The sequence below is a fragment of the Rothia sp. HMSC066G07 genome, from assembly GCF_001814485.1.
In the GTDB taxonomy this organism is placed as follows: domain Bacteria; phylum Actinomycetota; class Actinomycetes; order Actinomycetales; family Micrococcaceae; genus Rothia.
In genome coordinates, this window is sequence record NZ_KV816932.1 from 19,895 (window position 1) to 37,668 (window position 17,774).

The following is a 17,774-nucleotide window of genomic DNA, read 5'->3' on the forward strand; positions in this document are numbered from 1 at the left end:
AAACAGAGAAGCGACTGCGCATCGATACACAGTCGCTTCTCATGACACCCAGGGGTATCTATCACTCACTCAAACACAAGCAACCCGAGGACTTTGGAAATCTCACGATTACTTGATGACTCAATAGTAGCGAACTTTTTGGGGGCTGTTTTACCGCCCAATTTGGTACGGAGAGCCAGATTTAGTGACCCACACCTCATTGTAATCATTCTGTAATAAAAACAGGTGTTTTTTAGGGTATCCATACGTACCAATTTCATTTTTTTCGAGTTTTGATGTGACTTATTTCACCCAAAATAATTTCAGATTTTCCCTCATTTGGCACTTTAGTGCACCTTTAACTTGAGCTTCATGCTCACCAATCTTGAAGGCTCAATGCCCGGTTTTAGCCCGGTATTCCGCGGAACTAGAGGGTTAAGGTAAAAGTATCTTCAAGTAGTTGCAACTTCATTAGCCGGAAAAAATGTACCGCTCACCGTTCAAAATCTGCACAATTATTTGCGCGAGGGCAAAATCAATTGGTCTGTTTTACCCCTGTAGGTACCCCCTAAAGTAGAGGTTTTATTACAAAACAATAACATCAGCCCCACATTCAGGTTCACTGAGTGCACCCATTAAAACCCCTTTCAAAAAGCAAAATACCTAGTCAATGCCGTATTTTCACAAAATGCAAGACAGTGTGTCACTAAAAAATCAACCTCTATAGATTGTTTAATAAAACCTGACCTTTAAGCACAAATAGAGCCCAATTATTAACCAGCACGTACCAATTTCACCCTCAAAACAGGCGCTCTAGAAGCCTCAATGAAAGGTTGAAAGACCCCTCCACCAGGGGTTTCAGAATCCTTCACTCCCCCGTTTTCAGGTACTCTACTTCCCCTTATAATCACTACAGAGAGCACCATAGGGCACAGCAAAGGCGGCGCCCCTCCCCCGCTGTGGGGAAGGAGCGCCGCCTCCACTAGCTATAAATCAGCTGGAACAGCCGCTTTAGGACAAGCCTTAGGACAGGCCGACCATCACGCCATTCTCGTCGAAGCCGATGCGCTCAGCTGCGGGGCTCTTGCTCAGGCCCGGCATGGTGCGCATGGTGCCGCAGATAGCGTAAACGTAGCCAGCACCTGCAGCCAGGCGAACCTCGCGCACGGGCAGGGTCCAGCCGGTCGGTGCGCCCTTCAGAGTTGCATCCGAAGAGATGGACAGGTGTGTCTTCGCAATAACCACGGGCAGGTGCGAGTAGCCCAGCTCAGCGAAACGCTTCAGCTGCTTAGCGGCAGCGGGAGCAATGGAGATGCCGTCCGCACCGTAGACCTTGGTGGCAACCTTCTCAATCTTGGTCTCAATGGAGTCCTCAAGATCATAGGTGTACTTCAGATCCGAAACGTCGTCACATGCCTCAGCAACCACGTCTGCCAGGTCGGTGGTGCCCTTACCGCCCTCTGCCACACCGCGGTGGATAGCGACGCGAGCGCCAGCTTCCTCAGCGATACGGCGGATAGTCTCGTGCTCGGACTCGAAGTCGGTCGGGAAGGCGTTGATTGCCACGACCGGCTGAACACCGAAGTTGCGCACAATCTCGATGTGCTTCTTCAGGTTCTCTGCGCCCTTCTCCACGTCGGAGGGGCTTTCCTGCAACATGCCTTCGGGCAGGGGCTTGCCCGGAACGATCTTGTACAGGCCGGAGTGGGACTTCAGGGAGCGCACGGTGACGACGAGCACTGCTGCGTCGGGCTTCAGACCGGAGACGCGGCACTTGACGTTGAAGAAACGCTCGGCACCCATGTCGGCGCCGAAGCCAGCCTCGGTAATGACGTAGTCGGAGTACTCCAGACCAACATAGTCAGCCACAACCGAAGAGTTACCGGTTGCGATGTTGCCGAAGGGGCCCGCATGAATCAGGGCGGGGGTGTGCTCCAGGGTCTGCAGCAGGTTCGGGTTGATTGCGTCCGCCAGGATGACGGACATTGCGCCGTCAGCCTTCAGGTCGGCCGCGGTGACGGGCTCGCCGTCGTAGTTCAGGCCGATAACAATCTTTGCCAGGCGCTCACGCAGGTCCTTGAAGGAGGTTGCCAGCGAGAGAATCACCATGATTTCGGAGGCGCTGGTGATGTCGAAACCGGTCTCGCGGACCACGCCGTCCATGCGTTCGCCCAGGCCCACGACGATGTTGCGCAGGGAGCGGTCGTTCATGTCGATAACGCGGCGCCACTCGATTGCGCGCGGGTCGATGCGCAGCTCGTTGCCGTGGTGCAGGTGGTTGTCAATCATGGCGGCAAGCAGGTTGTGTGCTGCGGTGACGGCGTGGAAGTCGCCGGTCAGGTGCAGGTTCAGCTTCTCCATGGGAACGATCTGGGAGTAGCCGCCGCCTGCTGCGCCGCCCTTGATGCCGAAGGTCGGGCCCATTGCGGGCTGACGCAGAGCCAGGATTGCCTTGCGGCCGGTCTGTGCGAAGCCCTGTGCGAGGGATACGGAGGTTGCGGTCTTACCTTCACCGAGGGGGGTGGGGGTGACTGCGGTAACCACGATGTACTTGGAGCCGCGCTTGCGGGCGGTCTCTGCGTTGGTGGTTTCATCGAGGAGGACCTTAGCAACGTACTTGCCGTAGGGCTCAAGGCGATCTTCGCTGATGCCGTTGTCCGCTGCGATCTTATTGATAGGCCAGAGATCTGCAGCAAGTGCGATTTCGAGGTCGGAAGGGAAAGGCTTCTTCGTCATTGTCATCCTTCGAGTTGTACGAATCATGCTCTTTTATTCTATGCCTTGGCTCACGCATTTGTCCCTCACCTCGCCGGACTCCGACAAATAAACTCAATTTTTAATGCACGAATCCCCGCAACCGGTACCCTACGCTCACATGGAGTGAACAGGGTCGGTGCGGGGATTAGTAGCGTATACGCGCCGGGTTGCTAGTACAAGAAAGTACAAGAACCGGCGATACGAGCGGCTATTACGGCATGGTCAGCAGAACCTTGGTGGCGGTACGCTGGTCCATTGCCTCGTAACCCTTAGCTGCCTCGTCGATGGGCAGAACCAGGTCAAATACCTTACCGGGCTCAATGTCGCCCTTGTAAATCAGGTCGATGAGGGTCGGCAGGTACTTGCGCACGGGGGCGGGGCCACCCTCCAGGTGAACCTGCTTGTCGAAGAGCTTATCAGTGCCGATGGCGCTGTCGTGCGGCACGCCCACGAAGCCGATGTAGCCACCGTGGCGTACGCAGCCGAGTGCCTGGTCGAAGGACTGCTGGGAGCCAACAGCCTCCGCAACGCCGTGTGCGCCCACGCCGTCGGTGAGCTCCAGAACCTTGGCGATGCCCTCTTCGCCGCGCTCTTCCACGATGTGGGTTGCGCCGAATTCCTTAGCAAGCGCCTGACGTTCGGGGTTGCGGGACATGATGATGATCTTTTCCGCGCCGAGCTGCTTAGCGCCGATGACTGCGCTCAGACCGACTGCACCGTCGCCAACAACGACGATGGTCTTGCCGGGGCCTGCCTGCGCTGCGTCTGCTGCGTACCAGCCGGTGCCGAGCACGTCGGATGCCGCCATCAGGTGCGGAATCTGCTCTTCGGTGGGGGTTGCGGGGGTCTTGACGAGGGTGCCGTCTGCGAAGGGTACGCGGGCGTATTCTGCTTGGGTGCCGTTGGAGCGCATGCCGATGAATGTGTCGCCTGCTGCGATTGCCTTGAGGCAACGGGAGGGGTAGCCTGCGGTGCAGGTTTCGCACTCGCCGCAGGAGATGCAGAAGGAGCCTACGACGAAGTCGCCGGGGGCTACGGTGGTGACCTCGGAGCCGACTTCTACGACCTCGCCGATGTATTCGTGGCCCATTGCGCGGTGGTCGACGGGCTTTGCGTCTGCGCCGCGGTAGGGCCACAGGTCGGAGCCGCAGATGCAGGATGCTGCGAGCTTGATGATGGCGTCGGTGGGTTCGAGCAGGGTCGGCTTCTCAACTTCGTTGACGACGACCTTGCCGGGGGCTTCCATAACAACTGAACGCATGATGTTCCTTTAGGGGTTGTGGGATAGTAGTCCAATAGTACGCCCCGCGCCCCGATATATCAATGATTTTTTATGCTACGGGGTGAAGGCAAAAACTCCGACAATCTGAACCCGCAAAACTGCTCCCACTCCCCCGCTTCCCCAGCGCTTCCACACCAGGTTAAACCGGGGAATCCTGGACATCCCGGCACGTTGAATAGCCCGGTTAAACGGCGGAACCCCCGCGCATCCATAGTGGATACGCGGGGGTTCCGCTCGGTTTATCTCAGCCTGATATCTCGCAGCGAGAAGGGGCTTAGAAGTCCCAGTCCTCGTCCTCGGTGTTCACAGCCTTACCGATCACGTAGGAAGAGCCGGAACCGGAGAAGAAGTCGTGGTTCTCATCAGCGTTCGGGGACAGCGCCGACAGGATCGCCGGAGACACATTAGTCACAGACGCCGGGAACATCGGCTCGTAGCCCAGGTTCATCAGAGCCTTGTTAGCGTTGTAGTGCAGGAACTTCTTCACGTCCTCGCTCCAACCCACACCGTCATACAGGGAGTGGGTGTACGCCACCTCGTTCTCGTACAGTTCGTACAGCAGGTTGAAGGTGTACTCCTTCAGCTCTGCCTGACGCTCCGCGGACTCCTTCGCCAGGCCGCGCTGGAACTTGTAGCCAATGTAGTAGCCGTGCACTGCCTCGTCACGAATAATCAGACGAATCAGGTCAGCGGTGTTGGTCAGCTTCGCGTGCGAAGACCAGTACATAGGCAGGTAGAAGCCCGAGTAGAACAGGAAGGACTCCAGCAGAGTGGAGGCGACCTTCTTCTTCAGCGGGTCGTCACCGGTGTAGTAGGACAGAACGATTTTCGCCTTCTTCTGCAGGTGCTCATTCTCAGAAGCCCAGCGGAACGCCTCGTCAATCTCCTTGGTGGAGGCGAGGGTCGAGAAGATCGAGGAGTACGACTTTGCGTGCACGGACTCCATGAACGCAATGTTGGTGTACACGGCCTCTTCGTGCGCGGTCACAGCGTCCGGCAGCAGGGACACAGCACCGACAGTACCCTGGATGGTGTCCAGCAGGGTCAGACCGGTGAAGACGCGCATGGTCAGCTGCTTCTCTTCCTCGGTCAGGGTCTTCCAGGAGGGCACGTCGTTGCTCAGCGGCACCTTTTCCGGCAGCCAGAAGTTACCGGTCAGACGATCCCAAACCTCAAGGTCCTTCTCGTCCTCAATACGGTTCCAGTTGATAGCCTCGACCACGTGGTCGACGAGCTTCACCTTTTCGCTCATTAGTAATTCTCCGATTCTTAAGGGGCGGTTACGGTGCCACGCGCGCCCAGCCAGTCGCGCAGGCGGTTTGCGTGTTTACCGTAACCGCCCCTTCCAGTCTTTAGTTATAGTGTGCCAGCTCAGGCTGAATGCGTCACAGCATTCGGGCTAGAGCATGCAGGATACGCAGCCTTCAACCTCGGTACCCTCAAGAGCCATCTGACGCAGACGGATGTAGTAGATGGTCTTGATGCCCTTACGCCATGCGTAAATCTGGGCGCGGTTGATATCGCGGGTGGTTGCGGTATCGCGGAAGAAGAGGGTCAGCGACAGACCCTGGTCCACGTGCTGGGTTGCCACAGCGTAGGTGTCGATAATCTTCTCGTAACCAATTTCGTAGGAGTCCTGGTAGTACTCCAGGTTCTCGTTGGTCATGTACGGTGCCGGGTAGTAGACGCGGCCGAGCTTGCCTTCCTTGCGGATCTCAATCTTCGAAGCGATCGGGTGAATCGAAGAGGTCGAACCGTTGATGTAGGAGATGGAGCCGGTCGGCGGAACAGCCTGCAGGTTCTGGTTGTACATGCCGTACTGTGCCACGTCAGCAGCCAGCTGAATCCACTCTTCACGGGTTGGGATGTGGTGCTTAGCGAACAGTTCGCGGGTACGCTCGGTCTGCGGTGCCCATTCCTTCTCAATGTACTTTGCGAAGAACTCACCGGATGCGTACTTCGAGTTCTCGAAGCCCTCGAAACGCTGGCCGCGTTCCTTAGCAATCTGCATGGAGGCGCGGATTGCGTGGTAGGCAACGGTGTAGAAGTACATGTTGGTGAAGTCCAGTGCTTCTTCAGAACCGTAGTAGACGTGCTCGCGTGCCAGGTAGCCGTGCAGGTTCATCTGGCCCAGACCCACGGCGTGGCTCATGCCGTTGCCGCGCTCGATGGAGGGTACGGAGCGGATGTCAGACTGGTCGGAGACGGAGGTCAGCGAACGAATCGCGGTTTCCACGGTCTTGCCGAAGTCTTCGCCGTCCATGGTCAGTGCAATGTTCAGCGAACCGAGGTTGCAGGAGATGTCCTTACCGACGGTCTCGTAGCCGAGGTCAGCGTGGTAGGTGGACGGCTCAGAAACCTGCAGAATCTCGGAGCACAGGTTGGACATGATGACCTTACCGGCGATGGGGTTCGCGCGGTTGACGGTGTCTTCGAACATCACGTACGGGTAGCCGGACTCGAACTGAATCTCTGCAATGGTCTGGAAGAACTCGCGTGCGTTGATCTTGGTCTTGGTGATGCGTGCATCGTCGACCATCTCGTAGTACTTCTCGGAGACGTTGATGTCGGAGAAGGGCACGCCGTAGATGCGTTCCACATCGTACGGGGAGAAGAGGTACATGTCCTCGTTCTTCTTCGCCAGCTCAAAGGTGATGTCGGGGATGACAACACCCAGGGAGAGGGTCTTGATGCGGACCTTCTCGTCAGCGTTCTCACGCTTGGTGTCCAGGAAGGCGTAGATATCGGGGTGGTGTGCGTGCAGGTACACGGCACCGGCACCCTGACGTGCGCCGAGCTGGTTTGCGTAGGAGAAGGCGTCTTCCAGCAGCTTCATGACGGGGATAACGCCCGAGGACTGGTTCTCAATCTTCTTAATGGGCGCACCGGACTCGCGCAGGTTGGTCAGGGCAAATGCCACGCCGCCGCCGCGCTTGGAGAGCTGCAGTGCAGAGTTGATGGAGCGGCCGATGGACTCCATGTTGTCTTCCATGCGCAGCAGGAAGCAGGAGACGAGCTCGCCGCGCTGCTTCTTACCTGCGTTGAGGAAGGTGGGGGTTGCCGGCTGGAAACGGCCGGAGATGATCTCGTCGACGATGTCTTCGGCGAGCTTCTCGTTGCCTTCTGCCAGCAGCAGTGCGACCATGCAGACGCGGTCTTCAAAACGCTCCAGGTAGCGCTGACCGTCGAAGGTCTTGAGCGCGTAGGAGGTGTAGAACTTGAAGGCACCCAGGAAGGTCGGGAAGCGGAACTTCACGGCGTAGGCGCGCTTGAACAGGTTCTTAATGAACTGGAAGTTGTACTTGTCGAAGAGTTCCGGCTCGTAGTACTGGTTCTCGATCAGGTACTCGATCTTCTCTTCCAGGTCGTGGAAGAAGACGGTGTTGTTGTTGACGTGCTGCAGGAAGTACTGACGTGCAGCCTGGCGGTCTGCATCGAACTGAATCTGGCCGTTCTCATCGTAGAGGTTCAGCAGCGCGTTCAGCTCGTGGTAGCTCATACCCTTGAACTTCTCGGGTACGCTCTTGCCGTTGTGGCTCGCACCGAGAGTTTCTAGTGCTGAGGGCAGTTTTGCGTCCAAAATGCTTCCAATCCTTCGTTGACTTTTTCTACATCTGAATCGGTGCCCATGAGCTCAAACTTGAAGAGCACGGGCACATCGCACTTCTTGGCGACAATGTCTGCCGCGATACCGAAGAGCGGACCAAAGTTGGTGTTGCCGGAGCCAATCACACCGAGCATGTGGTGGCGATTCTGCTCCACGTTCAGGAATTTAACCACCTGCGGGGGAACGTTACCGGCGCCTTCAGGCTTGCCGTAGGTGGGGACGATAAGCACGAACGGCTCATCAAGAATGAGGGTGTCTTCGCCGGTGCGTAGCGGCAGGCGGAGGCGGCGGGCACGAATCTTCTCCACGAACTTGTGGGTGTTACCCGAGATGGAGGAGAAGTACACGATGAGCGGCGCTGAGTCGTCCAGGACCTCGGTCGCTCGACCCTCGGAAGCATTGCGTGCATCCATAAGAATCTTGCGGATTTCTGCGTGCTCGTCGACGGGGTTGGGCGTGAGGGCGGTACTCAACGTGTACTCCTTATCTCGTGTGCCGGTGTGAGTTCCGTGCCGATTTTTCCGTTTGTACGGGTTCGGCTGGGTTGTTAGGCTGCCAGAGCGTTGATCTTGTCGGGCTGGAAGCCGGACCAGTGCTCGTCGCCTGCAATGACGACGGGTGCCTGCATGTAGCCGAGGGACTTGACCATTTCGAGGGCCTGAGCGTCTTCGGTGATATCAACCTTGGTGTAGCTGATACCCTTCGCGTCGAGGGCGCGGTAGGTCATGTTGCACTGGACGCACTGGGGCTTGGTGTACACGGTCACTACCATGGGAGTGCCTCTTACTTTCTCCCGCTCAGGCGGGGTTATCTCGTGAATGAATCTGGCGTGTTTCGTTTGTGGTTCACCACGTGTTGTTTACGGCGGGCGCGGTGCCGTCCGCTGCCCCTCCTAATGGGGTGTGGCGGCTTCCTGCGTTGGGGCAGGGCGGTCAAAAGTGCCGTAGTGGTGGAACCGAGTATTAATACTACATCTAGTGTCGAGATTTTTCTTCACCACAAGATGATGTGGTGCAAGGGTCGTGTTTCGTTCGATAAACCCACAGCTGAACCCACTTAAGAGGGGGTGCCTACAGCTTATCCACACCCTACCGCGAGGCTAGTTCGTTGGATTTTCGCGGGGTGCGCCGGGTTATCCACAGGTGGGGTTTAAGTTGGGCAGGATTTTTAAGGGTTCATTCGCCCGCTGAGTTGAGGTTCAGTTAACCTCATGTATGCGTTTGGGGGCATAAAACCCGGCAGATTCGGGCTTGATTTTAAAGAGATTTCCGCTCTCACCCGTTCTTGCGCGGAACGGCGCGGTTTTAAAGCAGAACGGACTTTCTTAAAGGCGGGGGTTAACCCCCTTCGAGCGGCTTTAAGCTATGTGATTAAGGCTGTAGAAAAGATTTTTAACTCTTTTTCAGCAGCCGGTGTGTCGTGGGTTTAAGTTGGTTAATTCCGCTGAAACACCAAAACCCACCGCATATACCGGCATTTCGCGGTATTTGCGGTGGGTTTACAGGCTATAGGCACAGATTTTAGCAACCGGCGAGCAGTAACCGGCTAGAAATCGATCAGGCCCAGCTCACGCAGTTTCTTACTCAGCGTTACGCCGTCGGTGGCTTCAATCCACAGCGGCGAGCGCATCATCTGTTCGGCACGGTAGTCACTCCAGACTCGGCCGGAGGCGAGCATGGTCTCCCCCACCGTCAGGTTGCGGATGACGATTGCCGCGACGTTGTCCGGGTAGCGTACCGCGAAGCCGTTGTAGATGTACGGGTCGCGCTGCCCGTCGTCACCGACGAGGATCCACTTCATTTGCGGGAATTCCTCGGCGAGGCGGCGCAGGGACTCGACCTTATGGTTGGTTCCGGAGCGGAACCAGCGGTCCGGGGTGGGGCCCCAGTCGGTGAGCAGGAACGTGCCGCGCGGGTAGCCGTTGCGGCTGAGGAAACGGCGCAGGGTCGGGGTGATGTTCCAGGCGCCGGTGGACAGGTACATGAACGGCGCATTCGGGTGGCTGCGGCGGATACGGTCGGTCATGACCGCCATGCCGGGGGTGGGGATACGTGCGTGCTCGTCGAGGATGAAGGAGTTCCAGGCGGCAACCATGGGGCGCGGCAGCATGGTGACCATGACGGTGTCGTCGACGTCCATGATGACGCCGAGCTTCTGGCTTTCGGGAACGATATAGACGCTGGTTGCTACGGCGCGGGAACCGGGCACGTACATGATGACTTCGTGTATGCCGGGTTCCAGGTCGATGCTGAGTTTGACGTCGAGCACGCCGCCGCGGTCGGTGTACGCCTCGTGCTTGGTGCCGTCGATGACGATGGTGACGGGCGCATCGGACATTGCGGTTGCGGTGAAGGAGCGCCAGCCGCGCATGGGGTTGGCGGTGTCTTGGGTGCCGTCGACGACCTGCAGGAGGCGTTCGAGGTTGACCGTCTTGTAAAGGGCGCGGGCGATAACGCGGACCCAGCCGGGGGTTCCGTCGGAGGCGGCGCGGCCGTAGCCTTCGGTGGGCACGAGGATAGGCTCGCGACCGGCAGCGATGGCACGCTTTTCGCGCCACCTGTGCAGCCGGTCTGCAACACGGTAGCCGATGTTGACAGCCTCGTCGGCAGCATCGTTCACAAGGTTGCGCAGTTCGTGAGTGCCCAAATTCTCCATCCCACTAGTGTAGCGGAGCGTTACCGGCTTGCGGCTTTAGGATTTTGTGTTCTTATACCTAGTTTTTATACCTATTAATACTGTGGTGCTGAGCGCGGGGTGTGATGTGCACATTATTTAGGGTGTATTCGCTGTTCAGATTCGTTCCTTGCAGGTGGGGGCGTTATCCTGGAGAGTATGACCCACTCACAGCCTAACCGCCGACTTTTTGTGCTCGGCACTGCTATGCTTCCGCTGATTGCTGCCTGCTCGAAGAAGTCGAATGACTACGACGGCACCAGCGGTAATTTCACTCCGTATCAGGCTGGCGGCGAGACCTCTGCTACTGCTACTCGCCCCGCACCCACGAATTCGCCGACGGTTGCCGCTGCTGGCAACCCGGTTGATAAGCCGCGCGAATGGCCCGGCATCGGCAACTCCCTCATTGGTGACGGCAAGTATGTTGCGTGGACTGTTGATGACGGCGCAAGCCCGGAGGCGATTCGCGGCTACGCTGAGTTCTCGAAGCGTACGAATACTCGCCTGACCTTCTTCATTAACGCTTCTTACACCGGTTTTAAGGAGCATGTGTCGTTGTTGCGTCCGCTGGTTCAGAGCGGCCAGATTCAGGTTGCGAACCACACGTACAACCACGCTGACCTGACCACCCTGGATGCTGAGGGTGTGAAGGAAGAGCTGCAGCGTAACGAAGACGAGATTATGAGCATGTTCGGTGTCTCGTCGAAGCCGTACTTCCGCCCGCCCTACGGCCGCTATAACGATGCGGTGCTGAAGGCTGCCGGTGAGATTGGTTTTACCCGCCCGGTCATGTGGAACGGCACTACCGGCGACGAGGCGAAGACCAGCTCCCGTGTGATTTACATGCGTTGTATCCGCTACATGCTGCCGCAGCAGATCGTGCTGGGTCACCTGAACTACGAGACGATCATCCCGATTCTGGATAAGGTGAAGGGCCTGCTCGATGACCGCGGCCTGACTGCAGTGACGGTTCGTGACTACTACGGTGACGCATCCGAGGAAGAGATTAAGGCGGCGGCTCCTTCGCCGACCCCCACCCCGGAGGAGAACACCCCCTCCCCCGAGGCAACTACGGAGGCGCCTACCCCTACCCCGGAGCCGACTACTGAGGCTCCGACTCAGGCGCCGACTACCCGCTATGAGGATGAGGTAGCGGCTACCCAGCAGGCTACGACTGCACCTGCGGCGGCACCCACTACGGCTCCGCCTGCTCGTGCGACCGCTGCACCTGCGGCTACGACTGCTCCCGCGGCTACTGCCACGACCGCACCGGCGGCTGCCCGCCGATAGGGTCGCGTATTTCGCGTGTGCTAAGCCCCCTTGACCCGGTTCCTGTACGGATATTCCTGTGCAGAAGATTCTGTACGAACCGGCGCGAGGGGGCTTTGCCGTACCCGGTGGGAATAAACGCGCGGGAATAAAGGCTAGGGAATAAGCGCGGCAACCGGGGTGTTAGGTGAGCGTACAGGGCGGCAGTTGCCGCATCCGAGTATGAGAGGAATAGATAACATGCGTATTGATATTTGGTCCGATATTGTGTGCCCCTTCTGCTACGTGGGCAAGCGTAACCTGGAGCTGGCGCTCGCCGAGTTTGAGCACCGTGACGAGGTTGAGGTGGTGTGGCATAGTTTTGAGCTGGACCCGTCGGCTACGGAGCATCCGGCAGGTTCGTTGCCTGAGATGATTGCTGGCAAGTATCAGATGCCGCTGGAGCAGGCGATTGCGAGCCAGGAGTCGTTGGCGGAGCGTGCCCGCGAGGTGGGTTTGGATTTCAATTGGCGGCAGGCACGCTACGGTAACACGTTTGATGCGCACCGTGTGATTCATTATGCGGCGGAGCAGGGTTTGGCGGCGGCGGCGCAGGAGGCGTTTAAGAAGGCGTACTTCACGCAGGGCCGTTCGGTGCAGGATCACGAGTCGATTCTGGATATCGCCTCTGAGATTGGCCTGGACACCGCCGAGGTTGAGGCTGTTCTGAAGAGCGACCGTTACGCGGCGGATGTGCGCGCTGATGAGCAGTTGGCACACCAGCTGGGCATTAATGGTGTGCCGTTCTTCTTGATTGAGTCGAAGTGGGCGGTCAGTGGTGCGCAGCCTGCGGAGGCGCTGGTGCAGGCGCTGCGTCAGGTGTGGGAGCAGACTCATCAGGTTGAGTTCCTGAACCCGCTGGCGGGCGCGGCTGGTGACGCAGCAGGTAACAATGCTGCGGAGGCGGGTCCGTCCTGCGATGTGAATGGCAACTGCTCCTAGTAGCCGCTGAGAAGTGCGCGGCGGGGGTGCTACTCCCCTAGCGCCCCGGCTAATGCAGCCCCAGATATAGCGAAGCCTCCTCGTACTATTTCTAGTACAAGGGGGCTTTACTATGCCCACACGTTACATCTTCCCTTGTCAGAAATGTTTGGGTGGCTCAATATTGCCTGCGAATGGGGCCGTTTTCATTTACACTTGAGTGTGTGTTCTACGGTGAACACACTTGTCCACTCACTTTATAAAGGAATATTGTGTTGAAAATTCACACCGCGACCGCTGGTGTTCTTGCGGGTGCTCTGCTGCTGACTGGCTGCTCTTCGTCTGTTCGCGCTCCGAAGCCTGGGCCTTCTGCGTCATCGTCGACGTCTGTTTCTGCTAGCCCTTCGGTTTCAGCTACTCCTAGTTCTTCTCCGACGCCGAGTGCGTCTGCGACTCCTTCGGAGTCTCCTACCCCGACGGTAACCCCGTCTCCGGTTCCGACGACTGAGGCTCCCGTGCAGGTACCGGCGGCTGAGGCACCTTCCGCGGAGGCGCCGGCGGCTCCGGTTTCTGCGGCTCCCGCTCAGCAAGCTCCCGCGCAGCCGGTGCAGCAGGCTCCGGCGCAGTCGAGTGTTTATTACAAGAATTGTGATGCGGTACGTGCAGCTGGTGCGGCGCCGTTGCATCGTGGCGAGCCGGGTTACCGCCCCGGTCTTGATTCTGATGGTGACGGCGTGGCGTGCGAGCCGAAGAAGAAGCACTAAGCTTCTACCCCCAGATATAGCGAAGCCCCCTTGTGCCGGTTCTTGGTTGAACCGGGGCAAGGGGGCTTCTTAGTTTTTAGCGCTTCCAGGGCATGTTGTCCCAGAATTGTCCCATCTTAGATTTGGGAGGCGTGAGCTTGCTCCTGTGAGTCTTAGCTTCAGAAGCCTGCTCATGAGCCTCTTCATCCGCAGTTACCTCAGAGCTTGCTTGTTCCAGCTTGGCCTTGAGCTTGCTCTGCGGAGTTCGAAGACGTGACGGACGCTCCTCGGGTTCCTCGTCAACGTAGTACCCGTACTGCGTTGAGCTGAAGAGGTTTGATTCGCGGAATTCGTTAACCGGCACGAAGAATGGTTGAGGTTCCGCAGACTCCTCAGCCTCAGACTCCTCAGCTTCGATAGCCTTAGCAACATCGAGATCTGCAAACTCTTCCTCCTCTTCAGACTCCTCGTCGGAGAAATCCTCGTAGTGGCTTTCGTCATACTCGTCAGCCTCGGTATCGAAGTCTTCTGAGTCTTCCAGCTCTTCAATCTCTACGACTTCCGATTCTTCGATTTCTACATCTTCTGACTCGTAGTCTTCTACAGCTTCGGAATCAGAATCCCAGGTATCTTCATCCTGTTCTTCGGCAATACCCTCCTGCAGCTTGAAGGCCTCGATAACCTCGTTCTTGATGATCTCAAGGAGTGCGCACATATCCTCATACGACTTGTGCTGCACCATCTCAACGCCCATACGTACCGTGAGCTCTTCAGCAATTTTACGTTTGATATCACGGGCAGAGACTCCCCTCTCCAAACCATATTCGCTGGGGGCACCCACAGAGTTTAGGGTTCGAGCGAGAGCCAACGCCAAATCACGATTCGTCGAGATAGAGGTTCGGTCAAGAATCTGGTTCAGGTCATCTTCCGTGAGGTAGCCTCCCTCGTCCATGACCTCGCCCAGGAGGTCATAGGTCAGCCAGGTTCGGCGTAGCACGTGGCGGCGCAAGTTACCGATATGTCGGACTTCTTTCGAAGGTGCAAAACGTGCAAAAGCAGCCGCAGGAAGAACCCTCAGACCAATAAACTGCCACACCTCAATAGATTCAGCTTCACCACGAATCATATGCAGGTTCTTGTGCAGAGCTTTACCGATACGGTGAGAGTACTCGTACTTCCACTTATCCCGATCATCGGAAAAGGCCTTAAGGCTATCGAGCTCTTTATCTACAATTCTGCGGAGATTCTTCAGAGTCGGCATCGGAATCTCGTTACCGCCAATGTTGAGGATTTCTAGATTCGTGTCGATTTCTCCACAATCTACATTGCGTAGCGGAACCCCAGAGTTTTTCCATTCCTGCAACTCTATACCCGCTAGAAATTCTTCCAGGCGGTAGTAAAGATACTGCTCTTCCTGCTCTGCAGGCGCCTGAGTAGACTCAGGGCTAACGTCCTGCTGCGCAGGTTCCACATTCTGCTGAACCATACCTACTTCCATCCCTTCTGCATGTACCCGGTAATACCGTCAATCTTGCTCTGCACGGAATTCCAATCCCTTTTCAGCGCGTCAATAAGTTCCGGAATCGTCATTGAGAAATTTTCTTTAATAATCCTCTGCGTGACGATTTGGAACTCTTCGCAATTTCCTTCAGTGAGTTCTTTCTGCGACGTATACAAAGAATTCTCATTCAGATGAGCAACATAAATTTCTCGCACAAGAGTTGCCAGGAAATCTCGAGAAATAGCGGGTTCTAGAATTTCATAATCCTTTTCTTCCCCTCGCACCAAAACCTTGCAAACCGGGTGTTTCGTATTTACAAATACTCGCACACACCGTGAATACAGCGCTTCCGGATTACTAGCATTGCACCTTACAACCCAGGGAGCATTTTTATCCCACTCTCGCACTCGAGAAAAATCAAGCTGCGAGAACGGCATACCAGCGCCCTTAGAGCTCAAAGACAGGCTGTCCTCTTGCACGGCAATATAGGCGGTTTCATCGGTGTTATATCCATCGATATTCAGGGCACCCGCTACTAGAGCGGCTCGAAGTTTCAGTTCTCCCGCAACCTTACGTCCAGGAATCTTAGCGCTAACAACCGCGACAAATGATTCCGAATCAAGCTGAATATCTCGGCTCTCTTCAATGACGCTCCAGTGGGTCGGTCGACACTGAACCTCACAAATCAGTCGAGGCAGAGACTCCTCATTGCCCAGTACTCGAAGGATTCCTTCAAGACGTACTTTGACGGTGATGGAGAGCTCCAGATCAGTATCGTAATCCCAGTTGGAGGGCAACTTCTCCGGGTCAACAATTTCGCCGTTCTGAGTACGAATATCCCATTCGCCCCATTCCACTTCGTGCGGGAAAAGGGTGAGATGAGGATACGCCTTTACACGCTTACCTGCCATAGCTATTAGCCCTCCACCTCAAAAATATAGGTCTTACCCTTACGCAGCGTGATGACCACAGATCCCTGGTTCTCCTCGGAATCTTCAGGACCGTCCCACTGCACATAAACGTGGCCCGCCTTTTGGGTGTCGTTAGCATCGGGGCCCCAGCCTTCGCTCCAAGAAGGCTCAAGGTCGTGAGAGTCCGTGTACTCCAGAGTCCTCTCATCACCGGTTGCAATAGATACCTTGATGCCGACGCGTTGACCAGCCTTCCAAGCGCTACTGCAGGAGAAGCTAATGAAATATTGCACGTAATCAGGGTTTTGCGGGTGCACGCCAGTCATCGATGCCGACTCAATTGACACCGAGGCACGACGAACGACGCCACCAGGGCGCTTTTTATTCTTTCCTTCATCCTCATCCGGCAGCTCAGTAATGACACCGCCTCCGGTGGACATAATCGGGTTGAACCGAGCAAGCTTCTGAGAAATCTTCGACAAGGAACCCAAGGACCCGCTATCACGCTTAGTGTCCTTCGATTCAAAAAGATTCTTCAGGCTCTTAGTGATATTCGAAGCAGCATAAACAACAATATTCTTGTGCTTAGCATTTTCGAGAGAGCTCGGATTCCATTCGTCGTGGGCCGGAGGCTCAGCCTCTCGGAAAGCAACGTCCGTTTCAAGGTCGGGTTTGAACACACCGTACCAGGTGGCCTTCGAGTCATCCAGATCATTCACCTTTCGGTACTGGACAACCAATTCAGCCTCATTACGCATCAAACACACAGTGTTTTGCGGATAGATGGACCTTTCAGCGTTAATATCGTACGCACCTCGAGCAATCCTTAGATATCCGATATTGTAGGAATCCCTTGCTCGCTTAAAAACAAAGCTCTTATAGTAGAAAACACCGTCAAATGAGTCGGCATCAAAATTCATCCTTTTAAGCTCAGCCATTTTTCGCACGTCAACAAGAGCTGAGCACAGCTGCTCAATTCCCTTATATTCAGGATTATTTTTAAGTTCCTGAATTAAGACAGGCTTATTGTTAATCCTGATATCCATAGACCTATTTCCATCTTCAACATCCAATTTGGGCCAAAGATGGTACATCACGATATTTTGAATTTTTTCGTGGGAACGGTCAATAATTCGACCCGGGTCATCCGGAATCTTACCTTCATCGTCTGATACTTCCATAAGCTCTGCAGGCTTTGCATCAACGATAAGAATTGAAGTGCCAGTTTCGCCATCGTTAAAGTGACGAGAGAAAATAGCCTCACCCAGCCGACGAGCAGGCTCTCCCGTCAGCGGGAGAATGTTACCTGTTCCCTTAACTGTGGGTCCCTCATATCCCCACCAATGGCGACCAGTGTAGTTTCGACCACCATACGTATATTCTTTGCCGAGAGCGACAGCAATAAGTCGGTAATCAATCTCGCCAGTTTTGGTCTTAAAGGCAGACCAGTAAATAACAGATTGAGACTCGCTCATATTAAAAGCAGCCGTTTTACCGAAGCCGTATGAGCCACCGTTACCTTGACCCTTGTTATCGCTACCAAGGTTCATCGTGAGGTTAACAAAGTTCTGGCTCTCCCCTTCCTCAACGGCTTCGTCTGGGCGGTCCGGGCCATCAAGACCGACGGTGCCGCGGTCCCAGAACTCCAAGAAGTAGACGTCGCCGCGGTTAAAAGTCTGGTCGAGACCGGTGTACTTGCTGTGAATCTCAAAACCAGCTGCAAATACCTCATTCCTCAGGGTATTCAGCACACCCTGATTGGCGTGCCGAACCAGGCAGCCAAACTCCGGCATATGTTCTTCGAGGCGTGCATCCCACGAGTTCTGAGCCATCTCACGGGTCACCAGAGCAAGCGGGCTCAGATTGGGTCGACCGAGGGTACGCGAGGCACCTCGAGCAGATATCGAACCAGTATTTTTAGGAAGGGGGAACCAGTTAAGGCTCACGATGTTATCTCCTTGCCCTGTAGAAGTATGGGCGCTATTGAGTCGTACGGTGTGTGTTGTGGGGGGGCATAAAGCTTCGGGGTGGCGTTATCCGGTGAAATGCCACCCCGAAACCTATACCCACTTTTGGGTATTCAAGAAGCTAC

13 protein-coding genes are annotated in these 17,774 nt (G+C 56.0%); 3 read left to right on the plus strand and 10 right to left on the minus strand.

Translation table 11 applies throughout. The features are described from left to right. Positions 1-1,002: 1,002 nt before the first annotated feature. From HMPREF2971_RS07310 to HMPREF2971_RS07340, 7 genes are all read right to left on the minus strand, one after another. Positions 1,003-2,715, minus strand: a complete 1,713-nt coding sequence (locus tag HMPREF2971_RS07310; protein ID WP_005508799.1) for a formate--tetrahydrofolate ligase — start codon at positions 2,713-2,715, stop codon at positions 1,003-1,005. A 232-nt stretch (positions 2,716-2,947) separates the two neighbouring features. Next, a complete protein-coding gene (locus HMPREF2971_RS07315) occupies positions 2,948-3,997 on the minus strand; it encodes a zinc-dependent alcohol dehydrogenase family protein (protein ID WP_070692163.1) in 1,050 nt (349 codons plus the stop codon). Positions 3,998-4,292: 295 nt separating this feature from the next. Further along, entirely contained in the window at positions 4,293-5,270 is a 978-nt protein-coding gene (nrdF, locus tag HMPREF2971_RS07320) for a class 1b ribonucleoside-diphosphate reductase subunit beta (RefSeq protein WP_049352870.1), read from the minus strand. A 147-nt stretch (positions 5,271-5,417) separates the two neighbouring features. Continuing rightward, positions 5,418-7,598 (minus strand): class 1b ribonucleoside-diphosphate reductase subunit alpha, encoded by a 2,181-nt coding sequence (gene nrdE / locus HMPREF2971_RS07325; RefSeq protein WP_070692166.1) that lies wholly within the window; start codon positions 7,596-7,598, stop codon positions 5,418-5,420. Then, the gene (gene nrdI / locus HMPREF2971_RS07330; RefSeq protein WP_044150387.1) at positions 7,571-8,098 is read right to left on the minus strand and encodes a class Ib ribonucleoside-diphosphate reductase assembly flavoprotein NrdI; all 528 of its coding nucleotides are present in this window, start codon (positions 8,096-8,098) and stop codon (positions 7,571-7,573) included. Before nrdI ends, nrdE begins: the two co-directional genes overlap by 28 nt. Positions 8,099-8,172: 74 nt before the next feature. Next, positions 8,173-8,397 carry a glutaredoxin-like protein NrdH gene (gene nrdH, locus HMPREF2971_RS07335; RefSeq protein ID WP_005505794.1) on the minus strand — a complete coding sequence of 75 codons (225 nt, stop codon included), beginning with the start codon at positions 8,395-8,397 and terminating at the stop codon, positions 8,173-8,175. Between the two features lie 773 nt (positions 8,398-9,170). Beyond that, a complete protein-coding gene (locus tag HMPREF2971_RS07340; RefSeq protein WP_049350113.1) occupies positions 9,171-10,280 on the minus strand; it encodes an App1 family protein in 1,110 nt (369 codons plus the stop codon). A gap of 177 nt (positions 10,281-10,457) precedes the next feature. On the opposite strand from HMPREF2971_RS07340, the gene HMPREF2971_RS07345 reads away from it, so the two are divergent. The 3 genes from HMPREF2971_RS07345 to HMPREF2971_RS07355 all read left to right on the plus strand — a co-directional run bounded on the left by HMPREF2971_RS07345 (position 10,458) and on the right by HMPREF2971_RS07355 (position 13,291). Continuing rightward, entirely contained in the window at positions 10,458-11,588 is a 1,131-nt protein-coding gene (locus HMPREF2971_RS07345) for a polysaccharide deacetylase family protein (protein WP_070692168.1), read from the plus strand. A gap of 219 nt (positions 11,589-11,807) precedes the next feature. After that, complete coding sequence (locus tag HMPREF2971_RS07350) at positions 11,808-12,548, plus strand: DsbA family oxidoreductase (RefSeq protein ID WP_070692170.1); 741 nt, start codon at positions 11,808-11,810, stop codon at positions 12,546-12,548. Positions 12,549-12,799: 251 nt separating this feature from the next. Then, a complete protein-coding gene (locus tag HMPREF2971_RS07355; RefSeq protein WP_083314093.1) occupies positions 12,800-13,291 on the plus strand; it encodes an excalibur calcium-binding domain-containing protein in 492 nt (163 codons plus the stop codon). Between the two features lie 76 nt (positions 13,292-13,367). On the opposite strand, the gene HMPREF2971_RS07360 is transcribed toward HMPREF2971_RS07355, so the two are convergent. From HMPREF2971_RS07360 to HMPREF2971_RS07370, 3 genes are read right to left on the minus strand one after another with little or no spacing between them, the layout of a single operon-like run. Beyond that, positions 13,368-14,756, minus strand: a complete 1,389-nt coding sequence (locus HMPREF2971_RS07360) for a DUF6339 family protein (RefSeq protein ID WP_070692172.1) — start codon at positions 14,754-14,756, stop codon at positions 13,368-13,370. A gap of 2 nt (positions 14,757-14,758) precedes the next feature. After that, positions 14,759-15,682: a hypothetical protein gene (locus HMPREF2971_RS07365; protein ID WP_070692174.1), complete on the minus strand. Its 924-nt coding sequence runs from the start codon at positions 15,680-15,682 to the stop codon at positions 14,759-14,761. Between the two features lie 5 nt (positions 15,683-15,687). Continuing rightward, positions 15,688-17,628 (minus strand): hypothetical protein, encoded by a 1,941-nt coding sequence (locus HMPREF2971_RS07370; protein WP_141755865.1) that lies wholly within the window; start codon positions 17,626-17,628, stop codon positions 15,688-15,690. Positions 17,629-17,774: the final 146 nt, after the last annotated feature.